General features: G+C 61.6%; 13 protein-coding genes. 9 read left to right on the top strand and 4 right to left on the bottom strand.

All coding sequences use genetic code 11. From position 1 onward, the window contains the following. Positions 1–67: 67 nt before the first annotated feature. Together OH764_RS28810 and OH764_RS28805 are read right to left on the bottom strand one after the other, a co-directional pair. Positions 68–1,183 carry a succinylglutamate desuccinylase/aspartoacylase family protein gene (locus OH764_RS28810; protein ID WP_498849484.1) on the bottom strand — a complete coding sequence of 372 codons (1,116 nt, stop codon included), beginning with the start codon at positions 1,181–1,183 and terminating at the stop codon, positions 68–70. A gap of 254 nt (positions 1,184–1,437) precedes the next feature. Continuing rightward, positions 1,438–2,220: an ABC transporter substrate-binding protein gene (locus OH764_RS28805; protein ID WP_020066551.1), complete on the bottom strand. Its 783-nt coding sequence runs from the start codon at positions 2,218–2,220 to the stop codon at positions 1,438–1,440. 606 nt (positions 2,221–2,826) lie between these two features. Between OH764_RS28805 and OH764_RS28800 the strand changes: the two genes are divergently transcribed. Further along, positions 2,827–3,972, top strand: a complete 1,146-nt coding sequence (locus OH764_RS28800; protein WP_498849483.1) for a type 2 periplasmic-binding domain-containing protein — start codon at positions 2,827–2,829, stop codon at positions 3,970–3,972. Beyond that, complete coding sequence (locus OH764_RS28795; RefSeq protein ID WP_498849482.1) at positions 3,972–5,795, top strand: diguanylate cyclase domain-containing protein; 1,824 nt, start codon at positions 3,972–3,974, stop codon at positions 5,793–5,795. The genes OH764_RS28800 and OH764_RS28795 overlap by 1 nt, the downstream gene beginning before the upstream one ends. 22 nt (positions 5,796–5,817) lie before the next feature. Here OH764_RS28795 and OH764_RS28790 read toward each other — a convergent pair whose 3' ends face one another. Next, entirely contained in the window at positions 5,818–7,314 is a 1,497-nt protein-coding gene (locus tag OH764_RS28790; protein WP_498849481.1) for a mannitol dehydrogenase family protein, read from the bottom strand. A 237-nt stretch (positions 7,315–7,551) separates the two neighbouring features. On the opposite strand from OH764_RS28790, the gene manD reads away from it, so the two are divergent. The 6 genes from manD to OH764_RS28760 all read left to right on the top strand — a co-directional run bounded on the left by manD (position 7,552) and on the right by OH764_RS28760 (position 14,175). Beyond that, positions 7,552–8,760 (top strand): D-galactonate dehydratase family protein, encoded by a 1,209-nt coding sequence (gene manD, locus OH764_RS28785; RefSeq protein ID WP_498849480.1) that lies wholly within the window; start codon positions 7,552–7,554, stop codon positions 8,758–8,760. A 104-nt stretch (positions 8,761–8,864) separates the two neighbouring features. Then, entirely contained in the window at positions 8,865–9,911 is a 1,047-nt protein-coding gene (locus OH764_RS28780) for an L-idonate 5-dehydrogenase (RefSeq protein ID WP_498849479.1), read from the top strand. A gap of 104 nt (positions 9,912–10,015) precedes the next feature. Continuing rightward, complete coding sequence (locus OH764_RS28775) at positions 10,016–11,308, top strand: MFS transporter (RefSeq protein WP_020066545.1); 1,293 nt, start codon at positions 10,016–10,018, stop codon at positions 11,306–11,308. A 104-nt stretch (positions 11,309–11,412) separates the two neighbouring features. Then, on the top strand, positions 11,413–12,255 hold the full coding sequence (locus tag OH764_RS28770; protein WP_498849478.1) for a GntR family transcriptional regulator: 843 nt from the start codon (positions 11,413–11,415) through the stop codon (positions 12,253–12,255). 80 nt (positions 12,256–12,335) lie between these two features. After that, on the top strand, positions 12,336–12,887 hold the full coding sequence (phnN, locus tag OH764_RS28765; RefSeq protein ID WP_498849477.1) for a ribose 1,5-bisphosphate phosphokinase PhnN: 552 nt from the start codon (positions 12,336–12,338) through the stop codon (positions 12,885–12,887). Positions 12,888–12,984: 97 nt separating this feature from the next. Further along, the gene (locus OH764_RS28760; protein ID WP_498849476.1) at positions 12,985–14,175 is read left to right on the top strand and encodes a M20 aminoacylase family protein; all 1,191 of its coding nucleotides are present in this window, start codon (positions 12,985–12,987) and stop codon (positions 14,173–14,175) included. A gap of 59 nt (positions 14,176–14,234) precedes the next feature. Here OH764_RS28760 and OH764_RS28755 read toward each other — a convergent pair whose 3' ends face one another. Next, positions 14,235–15,059 carry an IclR family transcriptional regulator gene (locus OH764_RS28755; protein WP_498849475.1) on the bottom strand — a complete coding sequence of 275 codons (825 nt, stop codon included), beginning with the start codon at positions 15,057–15,059 and terminating at the stop codon, positions 14,235–14,237. A gap of 217 nt (positions 15,060–15,276) precedes the next feature. On the opposite strand from OH764_RS28755, the gene OH764_RS28750 reads away from it, so the two are divergent. After that, a complete protein-coding gene (locus OH764_RS28750) occupies positions 15,277–15,981 on the top strand; it encodes a FadR/GntR family transcriptional regulator (protein WP_498849474.1) in 705 nt (234 codons plus the stop codon). Positions 15,982–16,037 lie beyond the last annotated feature (56 nt).

The following is a 16,037-nucleotide window of genomic DNA, read 5'->3' as shown; positions in this document are numbered from 1 at the left end:
CAGGAGCAGCAACAATAACCAGCGAGGGCGCCTGCACGGCGCCCTCGTTTTAGCGTCAAGCCGCGAATCAGTTGCTCAACAGCGAGCCGCTTCGAAACGCGGTCGCGCCGGCAATGCGCGCGAATTCGAGGCCGGCCGTGGCGAAACGCGTCAGATGCCGCGCATAAAGCACGCCGGCAACGTTGCTTTTGAGCGTAACGACGCGGTCAGTCAACGGATCGACGATGTCCGCGATTTCATGGCCCACGTCGACCCAGGTGCCCACTTCGCAGCGATACACCAGCACGCCGCTGATCGGCGCGACAATCGGCTCGGCGCCTGCGAGCGGCGTGGCGGCGAACTCGAGCGGCGGCAGCGGCGCGGCCGTGCCTTCGATCACGCCACGCGAGGTCAGATATTCGACGATCGCCTGCGCGTCGCGCTCCGCATACTCGTAAGACACTTCTCGCTGCCCGCGCAATTCGATCGTGACCGAAATCGAGCCATTTGGAATCGGAAAACGCTCTCCGAAACGCCCGCGCAAATCTGACCAGCAGAAGCTGTGAATCTCGTCGAACGGGTTGCCCACCGAATTGAGCGCAAGCAGCGACGCCTTTGCGTCGAGATAACGCGCAAGCGGCTCGACGTCGGGCCACAGGTCGGGGTTCGTGTACAGGTGCATGGCGGCTTCCCAGTCGCAATGCAGATCGAGCACGACGTCGGCGTCGTACGAAAGTTTTTGCAGCGCGAGACGTTGCGATTCGAGTTCGGTGGCCGGCGTTTGCGCGTCGAGCGCCTCGCGCATCGCGGTGCGGATCGCCATGCGATTGGCGTCGACGTTATCCGTGAGGCGCCCTTCGATCACCGGCGCGACGAGTGCCGACAGATCGTGGAAATTGCGGTTGAAGTTCTGCGCGGTGTTGGTTTCGAAGCGTCCGGTCAGGTGACCGAGAAAGTGCTGGTTCAGGCCGATGGGATTGGCCACCGGCACGATGACCACTTCGCCGCGCAACTTGCCGGCCGCTTCGAGTGCGGCAAACTTGCGACGAAGTTCCCACGAGACGAGCATGCCCGGCAATTCGTCGGCATGCAGCGACGACTGGATGTAGATCTTCTGTCCGCCGCCGGGACCGTAATGGAAACTGGTCAGGTCGCGGGCGGTACCGAGCGTCGGAGCAATCAGCGGATGGGATTGGGTTTGCATGGTTGTCGAATTCGCGGGAAAGTGCGGCGCGCCGCTATCTCGTTGATTTGAGGGGAAAAGCCTGGATGACGCCAGTCTTGCACAACAGCCCGGCGCCATATCGATCGCACGATCTTAGCCGATACGGCGTGGTGCGTGGTCGTGCCGGCTTCAAAAACGAAACGGGCCCCGCGCATGGCGGGGCCCGTTTCTGCGAGCCGTTCAGCGCGCCGCTAGACGCGCGTGGCGGCCCTGGCTGACATAAGCCGGCGTAATTAGCTGCCGTACACGTCGAAGTCGAAGTACTTCTTCTCGAGCTTCTTGTACGTGCCGTCCTTGATGATGTCGGCGATCGCCTTGTCGACCTTCGCCTTCAGGTCCGTATCTTCCTTGCGCATGCCGATGCCCGCGCCGTTGCCGAGAATCTTCGGATCGTCGAGGTTCTTGCCGACGAAGTCGAAGCCAGCGCCGCGCGGCGTCTTCAGGAAGCCGATTTCAGCTTGCACCGCATCTTGCAGCGCTGCGTCCAGACGTCCCGACAGCAAGTCGGCATATACCTGATCCTGGTTCTGATACGGCACGACCTTCGCACCCTTCGGCTCCCAGTAGGTCTTCGCGTAGGTTTCCTGGATCGTGCCCTGTTCGACGCCGACCGTCTTGCCCTTCAGCGATTCAGCCGTCGGCAGGATGCCCGAACCCTTCTTTGCGACGAGGCGCGTCGGCGTATTGAACAGCTTCGACGAGAAAGCGACCTGTTCGGCGCGTTGCGGCGTCATGGACATCGACGACAGCACGCCGTCGAACTTCTTCGCCTTCAGGGCCGGAATCATGCCGTCGAAGTCGTTTTCGACCCACACGCATTTGGCCTTCAGGCGCGCGCAGATTTCATTGCCGAGGTCGATGTCGAAGCCAACGAGCTTGCCGTCGGAGCCTTTGGACTCGAACGGGGGGTAGCTGGCATCGACGCCAAAACGGATGGTGGACCAATCTTTAGCGTGTGCGCCAATCGAGACGGTGGCAAGCAGAGCAACCGTCAAAGCCGCTAGCAGTTTTTTCACTGTTTTACTCCTCGGTGTAGTTCAAATACTCCCGCACGCGGTTGTGCCGCTGCGGGAAACCCGGCGCGACTCACGACCGGGCCTGGGTTGAAGCTGCCGGCCGGGGCGGCCAGCAGCGCGCGCCAAGCTTATCAGTTCAAAAATGTTGGGTAGTTAGTGAAATACCGGATGGCGCATAAGCGATCCCTTGGCAGTACACCTGCCCGGAGGCGCGCGTAATGGCGCGACGATGCGAGCGGCATCGAATGGCCGATTGTCGCGGCGCATGTCGTAATAACGTAGTAACCCGGTCGTAATGCGAATCGTTAAAAAGATTTAGCAATCATGTGTCCATTTAATTCGTCGAATTAATTAAAGAACGTTAAGCGCCTGCCGTTATCACGTGATGAATGCCCGTCGTGTCCCGCCGAGGGTCAGTTATTTCCAGGCATTGACGCGGTAATGAAACCAAAAACATATTGCTTGGCGCTATCATCGTTGCTCCTCGTGCTTCCACGCAGCGCACAGAGCAGTTCTGGTCAGAGGAAACGTCTCCAGTATTGATTCGCGAGTCATTTACGCGGGCTTCTGCTCGTGGGAACTGCCTTCTGCAAAACGGTGTTGCATATGCACATGATTTCGACGGCAGATGGAGTGCGCTGTTTTACGCAGCACGGTCAGCGGCAAATTGCGCTTGCGTCGTCGCGTGCGCCATTAGCGCGTAACGGGTGCGCGGTTTTCTTGCGGGTCGTTGTGGGCGTGTTTCTCAGTTTCGGGCTGCTGTCGAACGCGTCGGCCGAGGTCGCGAAAAAAGTCTTGCATGTGCTTGCTTGGCCCGGTTACGCCGATGCCGACGTCGTGAGGAACTTCGAGTTGCGTTACGACGTGAAAGTGGAAGTGACGCTCGTGGATTCCGACGAAGCGTTATGGGCCCAGTTGCATGCCAGAAACGCGCCGCGCTTCGACGTGCTCGCGGCGAACACCGCGGAAATCCAGCGCTATACCCGCGCCAATCTGTTGGCGCCGCTGGATCTGCAAAGTCTGCCCAATACCGCAAGACAACTGCCGCGTTTTCAGGCGCGCTCGGCGATTGAAGGAATCATGTCGGACGGCAAGGTCTATGCGATTCCGTTTACCTATTCGTCGATGGGCCTCATTTACGACCGCAAGCAGGTTGCAGTCGCGCCGCGCTCGATGCGCGAACTGTGGAACCCGCGATACCGCGGCAAGGTGCTCGACTTCAATAGTGCGCAGCACAATTTCTCGTTCACGGCGCTCGCGCTGGGTTATCCCGACCCGTTCAATCTGAACGCCACGCAGATGCGCGCGATTGCTCACAAGCTCGTCGATCTGCGCCGCAACCTGCTGACCTATTACACGCTGCCTGAAGAGGCGACCGCCTTTTTCATCCAGCATAACGTTGCGCTGATGTTCGGCAACTACGGCACGCAGCAACTGGAATTACTTCGCCGCGCCGGCGCTGACGTGGGCTACGTGATTCCCGATGAAGGTGTGCTGGCCTGGCTCGATTGCTGGTCGATGACGCGTGCAGCTGCAGATCCGGCGCTCGCGCTGGCATGGATCAATTACATGCTCGAACCGGACGTGAGCCGGTTACTAACGCAGCGGCAAGGACTCGCGAACACATTGACCGATCCGGCTGCGCATAGCGATTACGCTCGCATCGTGTGGATCGGTCCGGTCGAGGACATTCAACGGCGCGAGGACCTGTGGGCCAGAATCGTCTCCGGTGACCGCTCGGAGCGCTTCTGATGATCCGCCCCGGACTTACATTCAAGCTGTCTGTTCTGCTCGCCTGCATTGGCGTGCTGGCATCCGGCGCGACCGGTTATTACGCGTATCACGCGAACCGCGCAATGCTGGTGAAGGAAGCGGGCCACAGCTTGCTGACGTCCACAGAGTTGCTGGGTCAGCGCTTTTCCGCATCCATCGACGACGTGGGCGCCGACGCACTCGTGCTCGCGAGCTTGCCTTCGTCGGTCGAGGTCCTGGCGACCGGCGACGGATCTGCGGCGAGCGTGCCCCGCGAACGGCTTGCGCAGGTGTATTCGAGCTTTATGATCCATCACGCCGAATACCTGCAGATCCGGCTTATCAGCCGCGCGCATCACGGCCTCGAAATCATTCGCTTTGACCGCGACGCCGACGGACTGATGCGCGTGGACGGCGGCGATCTGCAGGAGAAAGCGCAGTTCCCGTATGTGTTCGAACCGCTCACATTTTCGCCCGGACGCATTTACACGTCGCCGATTGCCGTCAATCATGAATACGGCACGCACGCGGCGCAGGGCAAGCCGACATTGCGGGTCGGCACACCCGTCGCTAATGCGCAAGGCTCGGTGATCGGCGTCGTCGTGATCGATATCGATCTCGCCTATCTGCTCAAGCGCCTGCAGAGCGATTTGCCAAGCGATTATCAGGTCTATCTCGCCAACGAATGGGGCGACTTTCTCGTTCATCCCGACGCGTCCAAAACGTTCGGCTTCGATAGCGGCCGCCGCGTGCTGATGCAGGATAGCTTTGCCGTCACCAAGCCGCTTTTCGAACAGAAGGAAAGCGAAGTACTCGTGAACGGCCTCGCGCGACCGCGTCAGGCGGAGGGGCAAGTACTCGCTTTCGTGCGCAGGCCGTTCGGCGCATCCGAGGGCAATCGCTTCATTGTGATCGGGCTTGGCAAACCGCTCGAAGACGTGTTGTCGGGCGCGCAACTGCTCGGCGGCAGCATCATTCGCATGGTGTTGATCTTTAGCGGGCTCGCACTGCTTCTCGCGATTCTTTTTGCGCGTGCGCTAACCAAGCCGTTGCATATCCTCGCGTATGCGGCCACGCATCTTTTCGCCGAACACGCCATGGAGACATTGCCCGTTAAACGCACGGACGAGATCGGCATACTCGCGCGTTGTTTCGATCGTTTGCGCCGCGAGATCAGATCGCAGATGGACGCGCTGCATGTAAAGCAGCGCGAGCTCGTGCATCTCGCCACGCACGACGTGCTCACCGGACTGCCGAACCGCATGCTGTTCATGGAGAAGCTCGAGCGTGCGATCGACGATGCGACGCGCCGCCGCGAAGGACTCGCGGTGTTGTTCGTGGACCTCGACCGCTTCAAGCAGATCAACGACCAGTTCGGCCATTCGGTCGGCGATAAGGTGCTTGTTGCGGTGGCGCTGCGGCTCAAGCAAGTGCTGCATTCCGCGGATGTCGTTGCGCGTCTCGGCGGCGACGAATTCATCGTGCTGATCGAGGGGCCGCGCTCGGCAGAAGCAGCGCCGGGCATCGCCTCGCGAATCATGACCACGCTCAACGAAGAGATCGTGATGGACGGCCAGGGCATGACGGTGGGCGCGAGCATCGGCATCAGCCAGTTCCCCGACGACAGCGGCACGGCGGAGGAGCTGCTGCTGAACGCTGACGCCGCGATGTACGCGGCGAAATCGGGGGGACGTTGCGCATATCTGCGTTATCGCGACGTGCTCGAGGCACGCCGGCGCCAACAGGCGGATCGGACCGACGCCGTGCACGTGCAAGCCGGCGAAAGCGCAACCGAGGGGCATGAGGCCGAGCCCACGGCCTGACTGAGATACGAAATGCGGCGCGTTATTGCGACGCCGCCACCGCTGCACGTGCGCCATTGTCTTGCAGCAACTGCAACGCATGAAGCAGCGCCGCTCTGAACGCGGGCTGCGCGGCCAACTCCGCGGTGAATACTTCGCGCACGCAAAGCAGCGCATCCATCAGCGCCTGAGGATCGCCATTCGCCGATACCGCGAGCGCCTTGAAGTTTTCGGCGAGCGGGTCGCTGATGTCGTAGCGCGAACCGTTGTCTGCATAACCGCGCAAAAACGTCATCCATCCCGCGACCGCTAGTGCGAGGCGCGTGAACGGCTGCCCCGCGTCGATTCTTGCGGCGATGGTGCCAAGGAGGCGCGGCGGAATCTTCTGACTGCCGTCCATCGCAATCTGCGCGCAGCGGTGCTTGAGCGCCGGGTTCGCATAGCGCGCGAGCAGTGCATCGCGATAGTTGGCGACATCGAACGACGCTGGCATGTTCAGCGTCGGCGCGATTTCTTCGGTCATCATCGTGTGGGTGAGATTGCGCATGGCGGGGTCGGCGATCGCATCGTCGATCGTGGCGAAGCCGCCAAGCATCGACAGGTAGGCGAGGGTGGAATGCGTGCCGTTGAGCATGCGCAGCTTCGCCAGCTCGAACGGCGTGACGTCGTCGACGAGTCGTGCGCCCACCGTATGCCATGCCGGACGTCCCGCCGGAAAACGATCTTCGATCACCCATTGCCGGAACGGCTCGCAAGGCACGGGCGCGGCGTCCCGATAGCCGAGCGCCGCCGCCACGGTGGCATGCTCGGAGTTGGTCGTGGCCGGCACGATGCGGTCGACCATGGTCGACGGGAACGCAACTTCCGCTTCGATCCAGTCAGCGAGTGCCGGATCGAACTCGCGAGCGAAAGAACACACCACCTGGCCCAGAGCGGCGCCGTTGTGCGCAAGGTTGTCGCACGACAACACGGTGAAGGGTTCTTGCGCCGCATCGCGGCGCTGGCGCAACGCGGCAACCAGAATGCCAGGCACGCTGCGCGGTGCGTGCGGATGCGATAGGTCGTGCACGACGGCGGGATTGTCGAGCGCGACGTCGCCGGTCTTCGCATTGCGGCAGTAGCCTTTTTCCGTGACCGTCAACGAAACGATCCGCACGGACGGATCAGCAAGCCGCGCGAACAATGCGTCGTGATCATGCGGCATTGCGAGCACCTCGCGCAATGCTCGCACAACGGTCACCTTCGCGCCCTCGGGTCCACGTTCGACAATGCTGTACACGCCTTGCTGCTCCATCAGGGCGTCGCGCTTCGCCACGTCGCCTTGCAGCGTAACGCCGCAGATGCCCCAGTCGCCGCCTTCGGCGAGCATCGCTTCTTCCGTATAAAGCGCCTGATGCGCGCGATGAAAATTGCCGATGCCGAGATGCACGATGCCGATGGACGGCTCGCGCCACGCAGTATGCGCCGGTGACAACACATGCTGACTCAGGGCGGGCAACGCATGACGGGTAAGGCGAGGCAATGTAGCTGGCGTGCTCATGGTGTGAAGTCCGGATGACGTGACAGGCTTGAAACGCCGTCAATCAGCGGGAAAACCCCGATTTGACGTTTCGATATACTTGTATGGTAGCATCGTTCAAACGATTCGAGGCGGGTAGGCTGAAGCCGGATATGCAGTCGCATGCTTCGTTGAAAGCGCCATGACACCGCCGCCATGAATTCAGCGTCAAGCTCGCGTTCGGTGCCACGCCAGACCTGATGAAGCAAGGAAGGAAACATGAAAATCGTTCGCGCCGATGTGATCGTCACGTGCCCCGGCCGCAACTTCGTCACGCTCAAGATCGTCACCGATGAAGGTGTGCACGGTATCGGCGACGCCACGCTCAACGGTCGCGAACTGGCGGTTGCCTCGTATCTGAAAGATCACGTTTGTCCGCTACTGATCGGTCGCGACCCGGGCCGTATCGAAGACACCTGGCAGTATCTGTACAAAGGCGCGTACTGGCGCCGCGGTCCAGTCACGATGACGGCCATCGCCGCAGTCGACATGGCGTTATGGGACATCCTCGGCAAGGTCACCGGAATGCCGCTGTACAAGCTGCTCGGCGGAGCGTCGCGCGAAGGCGTGATGGTGTACGGACACGCCACGGGTCGCGACATTCCAGAAGCGCTCGACCGTTACGCCGAGCACATCGAGGCCGGCTATCAGGCGATTCGCATCCAATGCGGCGTGCCGAACATGCGCTCGGTATATGGCGTATCGAAAGGCAGCGGCATGTACGAGCCGGCCACGAAGGGCGCCGTTGAAGAGCAAAGCTGGTCGTCGGAAAAGTACCTTGACTTCGTGCCGAAACTCTTCGAAGCGGTGCGCGACAAGTTCGGTTTCGACACGCATCTGCTGCACGACGTACACCATCGCCTGACGCCGATCGAGGCGGCGCGCCTCGGTAAATCGGTTGAGCCGTATCGTCTGTTCTGGATGGAAGACCCCACGCCCGCCGAGAATCAAGCTGGCTTCCGGCTGATACGTGAGCATACGGTCACGCCCATTGCGGTCGGCGAAGTGTTCAACAGTATCTGGGACTCCAAGCAGTTGATCGAGGAGCAACTGATCGACTATATCCGCGCGACGTTGACGCACGCGGGCGGCATTACGCATCTTCGGCGGATTGCTGATTTTGCTTCGCTTTACCAGGTGCGCACGGGCTGTCATGGGCCGTCGGATCTCTCGCCGGTCTGCATGGGTGCGGCGCTGCATTTCGACCTGTGGGTGCCGAACTTCGGCGTGCAGGAATATATGGGCTTCCCCGAAGAGGCGCTCGAAGTGTTCCCTCATGCATGGCGCTTCGACCACGGCATGATGCATCCCGGCGATGCACCGGGTCATGGTGTGGACATCGACGAAGCCGCCGCTGCGCGTTTCCCCTACGACCCGGCTTATTTGCCCGTTGCACGTCTCGAGGACGGCACGTTATGGAACTGGTGACCAACGAGTGATGCGGCGCCGCCGCTCAGGTCTGATTTACCCCGCTTTTTACCGCGCTTGATTGAATTAATCGAATTCGCGCATCTGTCACACCGGAGTCCACCATGCTTGCAGCCGTGCTTCACGAACCCAAACTGATTCGCATCGACGAGGTCGATCCGCCGGAGCCGGGCCCCGGTCAGGTGCGAGTGCGCGTGCGCGCCGGCGGTATTTGCGGTTCCGATCTCTCGTATTACTTCAAGGGCAAGAGCGGCGATTTCGCGGTGCGCGAGCCGTTCGTGCTCGGGCACGAAGTCGCGGGCGAAATCGATTCGCTGGGTGAAGGCGTGAGCGCCGATGCGCGCCTCGTGCCGGGTCAGCGCGTCGCCGTGAACCCAGGGCTCGCATGCGGAACATGCAAGTACTGTACGGTAGGGATGCCTAACCATTGTCTGAACATGCGCTTCATGGGCAGCGCGTCCACGTTTCCTCACACGCAAGGCATGTTCCGCCAGTACATTGTCGTGGCGGCGCGCCAGTGCATTCCAGTCGCGGACAGCGTCGACTTCGCGCAGGCGTCGATGGCCGAGCCGCTCGCCGTCGCGCTGCACGCGGTGAAACGGGCAGGCTCGCTCGTCGGCGCAAGCGTGCTGTTGATCGGCTGCGGCCCGATCGGCTGCATCCTGCTTTCGGTGGCGCGGCGTGCAGGCGCACATCGGGTCGTCGCCGTCGATCTGTCGAGCCGGGCTTTGCAGGTTGCCGCTCAACTGGGCGCGGACCAAACGGTCAATGCCGCCGACAGCGCGACGGTCGAGCAATGGTCCGCACAGCGCGGCACGTTCGATGTGGTGATCGAAGCGTCCGGCAGTCCCGCGGGACTCGAAACGGCTTTGCGGTCAGCGCGTGCAGGCGGCACGGTAATCCAGGTCGGCAATTTGCCTGCGGGACAGTCGCCGGTTGCGGCCAATCTTGTGATGTCGAAGGAGCTTCGCTATCAAGGTTCGTTTCGTTTCACCGGCGAATATGCGATTGCCGCCGATGAAATCGCATCGGGCAAGGTCGACCTGCGGCCGCTAATGACACACGCATTCGCAATGAGCGATGCAAACCAGGCATTCGAGGTCGCTCTGGACCGCTCGCAGTCCATGAAGGTGCATCTGAATTTCGACTGAACCCGCACGCCCGCAGGCGCGTTGCAAACACGTTCCTCGATGGGCGCAACACATTCACAAGCCGTTCCAACGCCCGTCAAGAGGCGCAATGAAGGAGACATCGCATGATAAAGAGTCAACGCTGGTTTGTTGTCGCACTGCTCTTTCTGGCGGGCGTCATCAATTATCTCGACCGCTCGGCACTATCTATCGCCGCGCCGCTCATCCAGAAGGACCTGAACTTTTCGCACGCGCAAATGGGCGTTGTGTTCAGCAGTTTCTTCGTGGGCTATGCGTTGTTCAATTTCGTTGGCGGCGTGCTGTCGGACAAGGTCGGCGCGAAACGCGTGTTCGGCACTGCGATGGGCGTCTGGTCTTTGTTCTGCGGCGCCACGGCGCTCGCGACCGGCATCGGTTCGCTGATCGTGTTGCGTGTGCTGTTCGGTATGGGCGAGGGGCCGTTCAGCTCGTCGAACAGCAAGATGGTCAACAACTGGTTTCCTCGCAAGGAAGTGGCGAGCGCGATCGGCGTGATCAGTTCCGGGACGCCGCTCGGCGGTGCGCTGGCGGGCCCGGTGGTGGGTTTCATGGCGGTTCAGTTCGGCTGGCGTTGGGCGTTCGTCGCGATCATGTTGCTTGGGCTGCTATGGCTCGTCTTTTGGGCCGCGACCACGACCGAGCATCCGCAACAGAATTCGCGCGTCACAAGCGATGAGATGCAATTGATTCTCGCAGGCCAGGCCGATGAACACGCGCTCGCGCATTCCGCCGACGGCTCCAAGCTAGGCCTCGGCCACTTTCTGCGCAAGCCGATTATTCTCGCAACTGCCTTTGCATTCTTCTCGTACAACTACGTGCTGTTTTTCTTTCTCTCGTGGTTCCCGACCTATCTGACCGAGGCGCACCACCTGAGTCTGCATGACATGAGCATCGCCACGGTGATTCCATGGGTGCTCGGCAGCATCGGACTCGCGGCCGGCGGCTTTATCTCCGACCTGATTCTGCGTTTGACGGGCAAGCCGTTGCTGTCGCGCAAGATCGTACTAGGGACATGTCTTGGCGCGGCGGCGGTGTGCGTTGCACTGGCGGGTCGCGTCGCCAGCACGGAAAGCGCGGTTGCGCTGATGTCGGTGTCGATCTTCTTCCTGTATGTGACGGGCGCCGTTTATTGGGCCGTCATTCAGGACACGGTGCCGCGCGAACACGTGGGCGGCGTCGGCGGCTTCGTGCATCTGCTGGCCAATCTTGCGGGCGTGATCGGGCCGGCTGTCACCGGCTTCATCGTTCAGGCGACTCACGGCGCGTATGGCAGCGCCTTCGTGCTGGCGGGAGGGATCGCGGTACTCGGCGCGGTGTGCTCCCTCGTGTGGATTCGCGAGCCGCGCGCAAGCACGCTGGCGGTCGAACGTGCATGGTAGTATGGTGCACAGCTTCGCAGCGTGCATCAGCGTGCATTTAGTAACGGCTACGCACCGATGCGCCGAGGCAGCTATCCACTCGATGCTCTTTCGTAGTTTGCAAAATGTCGACCAGGAATCTCTCCGCCAGCAAGCCGCCCATTGCAGCGAACGCCGGGAGCGCCACGCTCGCTGAACCCCGTGCGCGGCGTCGTGCGGGAGCGCAGGCGGGCGTGCATGTCCCACTGCCCGATCTGACCGAGAACGTATCGTTCGATTCGCACGAGCCCATCGGCAAGCAGATCTTCCGCGCATTGCGACAGGCCATTTTTGTCGGCCAGATGGTGCCCGGCACGCCGCTCTCGGAGAAGGAAGTGTCGGACATGTTCCAGGTGTCGCGCCAACCGGTGCGCGAGGCATTCATCAAACTGGTCGAAGCGGGCGTGTTGCAGGTCTTGCCGCAACGCGGCACCTTCGTGAAGCGCATCTCTCCGCGCCAGGTGCGCGAAGGGCGCTTTATTCGCGAAGCGATCGAGACCGCGGTAGTGCGTAAAGCAGCAGTGTCGATTACCGACGAGCAATTGCAGGCGCTCGCCGACAATCTGCGTGAGCAGAAGCTCGCGGCGAAATCGAATGACACGGCCGCGTTCCTCGCGCTCGACGAGGCATTCCACTACGCGATTTCGCAGGCGATAGACTGTACTGCCGCTTGGGAGACCATTCAGGACATCAAGGCGCAAATGGATCGCGTGCGCTACTTGAGTTTGCCGGACGTGTCGCCCCTCGATCTGCTGATCAAGCAGCACGCCAGGATCCTGGCCGGCTTGCGCGCTCACGATCCCATCGCCGCCGAAGACGCCATGCGCAGCCACTTGCGTGAAATCCTCGTGTCGCTCGGTCCCATCGCCGCGCGTAATCCCGCCTGGTTCGAGACCGACGAACCGGAGCGCGTGCCGCTGTCCACGTGAAAACGTCGCGCTGAGCGGGTCCCGCAAAGTGTCGCGTTATGGCAAAGTGTGCCGTTTCAATGCCACGAGGTGAGGGGCCAATGACAGGTCGCCTGGTCTATGTGATGGGGCCGTCCGGCGCGGGCAAAGACGCGTTGCTGGGTTTCGCTCGCAAGCGCCTTGCGGGCGAGCCGATTCTCTTTGCGCATCGTTACATTACGCGGCCAAGCGGCAACGGCGAAGAACATATCGCGCTAAGCGTCGAGGAATTCGCCGCTCGTTCGTTGCTGGGGCTCTTCGCGCTCGAATGGTCCAGTCATTCGCTGCGCTATGGCGTGGGTATCGAACTCGACGCATGGCTCGCGCGCGGTTGCACGGTAGTCGTGAATGGCTCGCGCCAGTACCTGCATCATGCGCTTGCACGCTATCCTCGTACCGAAGTCGTGCATGTGGACGCTGCGCCGCATATTCTCGAAGCGCGTCTCGGCGCGCGGGCGCGCGAATCGGCGGAGCAAGTAGCCGCGCGGCTCGCACGGCACGCGCCTTTTTCTTTGCCCGACGACGTTCGCTGCAAATCAATCGACAATTCAGGCGAACTGGAAGAGGCGGGCCATGCGCTGATCGCATTTCTCCATGCCAAACCCGGGCTATAGTTCTCGCCTTCGCTGCATCAGCGGTAAGCAGGCGGCAGTCTTACTGTCGCCTTGGCATCCGCTTTCATACAGCTTCACTTCACGGAGTCTCTTGCAAATGAGCGAAAGCGCGCGTTACACCGAAGTAGCCGATCTGATCCCTGCCGCCGAAAGCCTGCGCGAAATTCGCCATCACATTCATCACCATCCCGAACTTGCCTACGAGGAGTTGCAAACCGGCGCGCTCGTCGCCGGGAAGCTCGAGGAATGGGGCTGGCAGGTCACGCGCGGTGTCGGTCAAACCGGTGTGGTCGGCACGCTCAAAGTAGGCGACGGAAAGCGCAGCATCGGCATTCGCGCCGACATGGACGCGCTGCCGATCATCGAGCAAACCGGGCTGCCTTATGCGAGCGGCGCGCACGGCAAGATGCATGCATGCGGCCACGACGGCCACACGACGATCCTGCTCGGTGCCGCGCAACGTCTCGCCGCCACGCGCAATTTCTCGGGTTCGGTGCACTTGTACTTTCAGCCGGCCGAAGAAAGCGGCATCGACAGCGGCGCGAAGAAAATGATCGAAGACGGTTTGTTCGAGCGCTTTCCGTGCGACGCCGTGTTCGGCCTGCATAATCATCCGGGCGCGGAGCCGGGCGTGCTGCTGTTCCGCAAGGGGCCGTTCATGTCGGCGGGCGACAAGGCGATCATCACGATAGAGGGCGTGGGCGGCCACGCGGCGCGCCCGCATCTTACGGTCGATCCAGTGGTGGTGGCGGCAAGCATCGTCATGGCGTTGCAGACCGTCGTTGCGCGTAATGTCGATCCGTCGCAGCCTGCGGTCGTGACAGTCGGCTCGATGCATGCGGGTACAGCAAACAACGTGATCGCGAGCACCGCGACACTCGAACTGAGCGTGCGTTCGTTCAGCCCTGACGTGCGTGCGCTGCTCAAAAAACGCATTACCGAACTCGCGCAAACGCAGGCCGCGAGTTATGGTGGTAAGGCCGTCGTCGAATATATCGAAGGTTATCCGGTCGTCGTTAATTCGGACGACGAAACAGATTTCGCGGTAGAAGTGGCGCGCGAACTGGTAGGCAACGACAAGGTCGTTGCGCAGACCGACATACTGATGGGTAGCGAGGACTTCGCATTCATGCTGCAGAAGCGGCCGGGCACGTTTCTACGCATCGGCAACGGAGTGGGCGAGGACGGCTGCATGGTGCACAACCCGCATTACGACTTCAACGACCAGAACCTGCCGGTTGGTGCGGCATTCTGGACGCGGCTGGTGGAGCGGTACCTCAGCCGCTGACCACAGTTGCGGGCGCGGGGCGTGAACATTCGAACAGCGGTGGCAAAACTGCCGCTGATTCAACCGCGCCTTGCCACCATCTCCGATACGGTTTGCGCAGCCTGCTGCAGCGGCTCGAGAAACGCCTTGACCATCTGTCTGGCCGAATTGCGTTGCGCGTTGCCGCTGATATTCATTGCCGCGATCACGCGTCCCTGACGATTGCGGATAGGCGCCGACAGCGAAATCAAACCGCCTTCCAGTTCCTGATCGACAATCGCCCATCCTTGCCGGCGCACCTGCGCGATCAGTTTCTTCAGTTCTTCTTTGTCCGTTACCGTGCGCGGCGTGTGAGCGTAGAGCGGCGACGAATTCAGCGTGGTTTCGAGCGTCTCGTCGTCGAGTGCGGAGAGCAGTACGCGGCCCATCGACGTGCAATACGCCGGCAAGCGGCTACCGATCGACAGGTTGATCGTCATGATCTTGTGAGTCGGCACGCGCAACACGTAGACGATCTCCGTGCGATCGAGCACGGCCGCCGAGCAGCTTTCGTGCACCTGTGCGGACAGTTCTTCCATGACTGGCTCAGCCAGATTCCAGAACGGCATCGACGTCAGGTACGCGAACCCGAGGTCGAGAATTTTCGGCGTCAGGCGAAACAGACGGCCCTCGGCTTCGACGTAGCCGAGCGTCTGCAATGTCAGCAGGATGCGCCGCGCGCCCGCGCGCGTGAGACCCGTGGCAGCGGCAACGTCGGTAAGCGTCTGCTCGGGGCGCGTCGCGTCGAATGCGCGAATCACCGCGAGGCCGCGCGCGAACGACTGCACGTACGAGTCGCCCGGTTTGTCCGGGGCCGGTTCGGCGCTGGCGGAAACGTCGGAGGACGGCGGCGGGGCTTTGCTCATGGACCTGGAAATGTGTGCGAAACGTGCGTTCGTAAGGCTTGGATACCGTCCGCGGTGACTCGATCGTCGCGACGGTGCGCAAAGGCGTGACGATAGCTTAAGCCTTCTGTTTCGCCAACTTCACGGGACTTCCGACAAAAAACCCAGGGTTTGCGTGGATGTAACCAGCATGAAAAATTTGTATGATGACCCGATGACATGACAATTGAGAGCTTCGATGTTCGACAAGATTCCAGCCCGCGCATTGAGCGACACCGTCGCGCAGCAGCTTCTCAAGCAGATCGACAAGGGCACCTTCGCGCGCGGCGGCAAGCTGCCCACCGAGGCCGTGCTCGCGCAGCAATTCGGGGTGAGCCGCACGGTGATCCGCGAGGCGATTTCGCGGCTGAAGAACGAAGGTGTGGTCGAGCCGCGCCAGGGCAGCGGCGTCTTCATCGCGGCGCACGGCGCGATCCGGCCGCTGCGTATCGACTACGCCGAAGCGGTCGAGCCGGGGTCGGTCGTACAGATCCTTGCGTTGCGGCGGGCGATCGAAGCGGAAGTCGCATCCGAGGCGGCGATGCGTCGCACCGACGCCGACATGATGTCCATCGACGCGGCTCTCGCGAAGATCGACGAAGCCGTCGCGGAAGGCGAGGACGGCGTGACCGAAGACGTCGCGTTTCATCGCGCGATTGCGGGAGCAACCGGCAATCCGTATTTCCTCAAGACGCTGACGTTCCTGAACCAGTATCTCAAAGCCGGCACGGTTGTCACGCGCCGCAACGAGGCACTGCGCGAAGACTTCTCGCGTCAGGTGCGCGAAGAGCATGCGGCCATTGCAGCCGCAATTCGTGCCGGCGATCCCATGGCCGCGCGCAACGCGGCGCAAACGCACATGTACAACGCGGCAAGGCGGCTCGCGGAAGCGGGCATTCGCTGATGCCGAGATACGCCGGCGAGTGTTGCGAAGTCGGCGCACGCGGTGCAATTCCCACA

Origin of the sequence: Burkholderia sp. M6-3, from assembly GCF_050858985.1 — a bacterium.
GTDB classification, from domain to species: domain Bacteria; phylum Pseudomonadota; class Gammaproteobacteria; order Burkholderiales; family Burkholderiaceae; genus Paraburkholderia; species Paraburkholderia caledonica.
The sequence above is the reverse complement of the archived record's forward strand: the minus strand, read 5'-3'. Positions and strand labels throughout refer to the sequence as shown.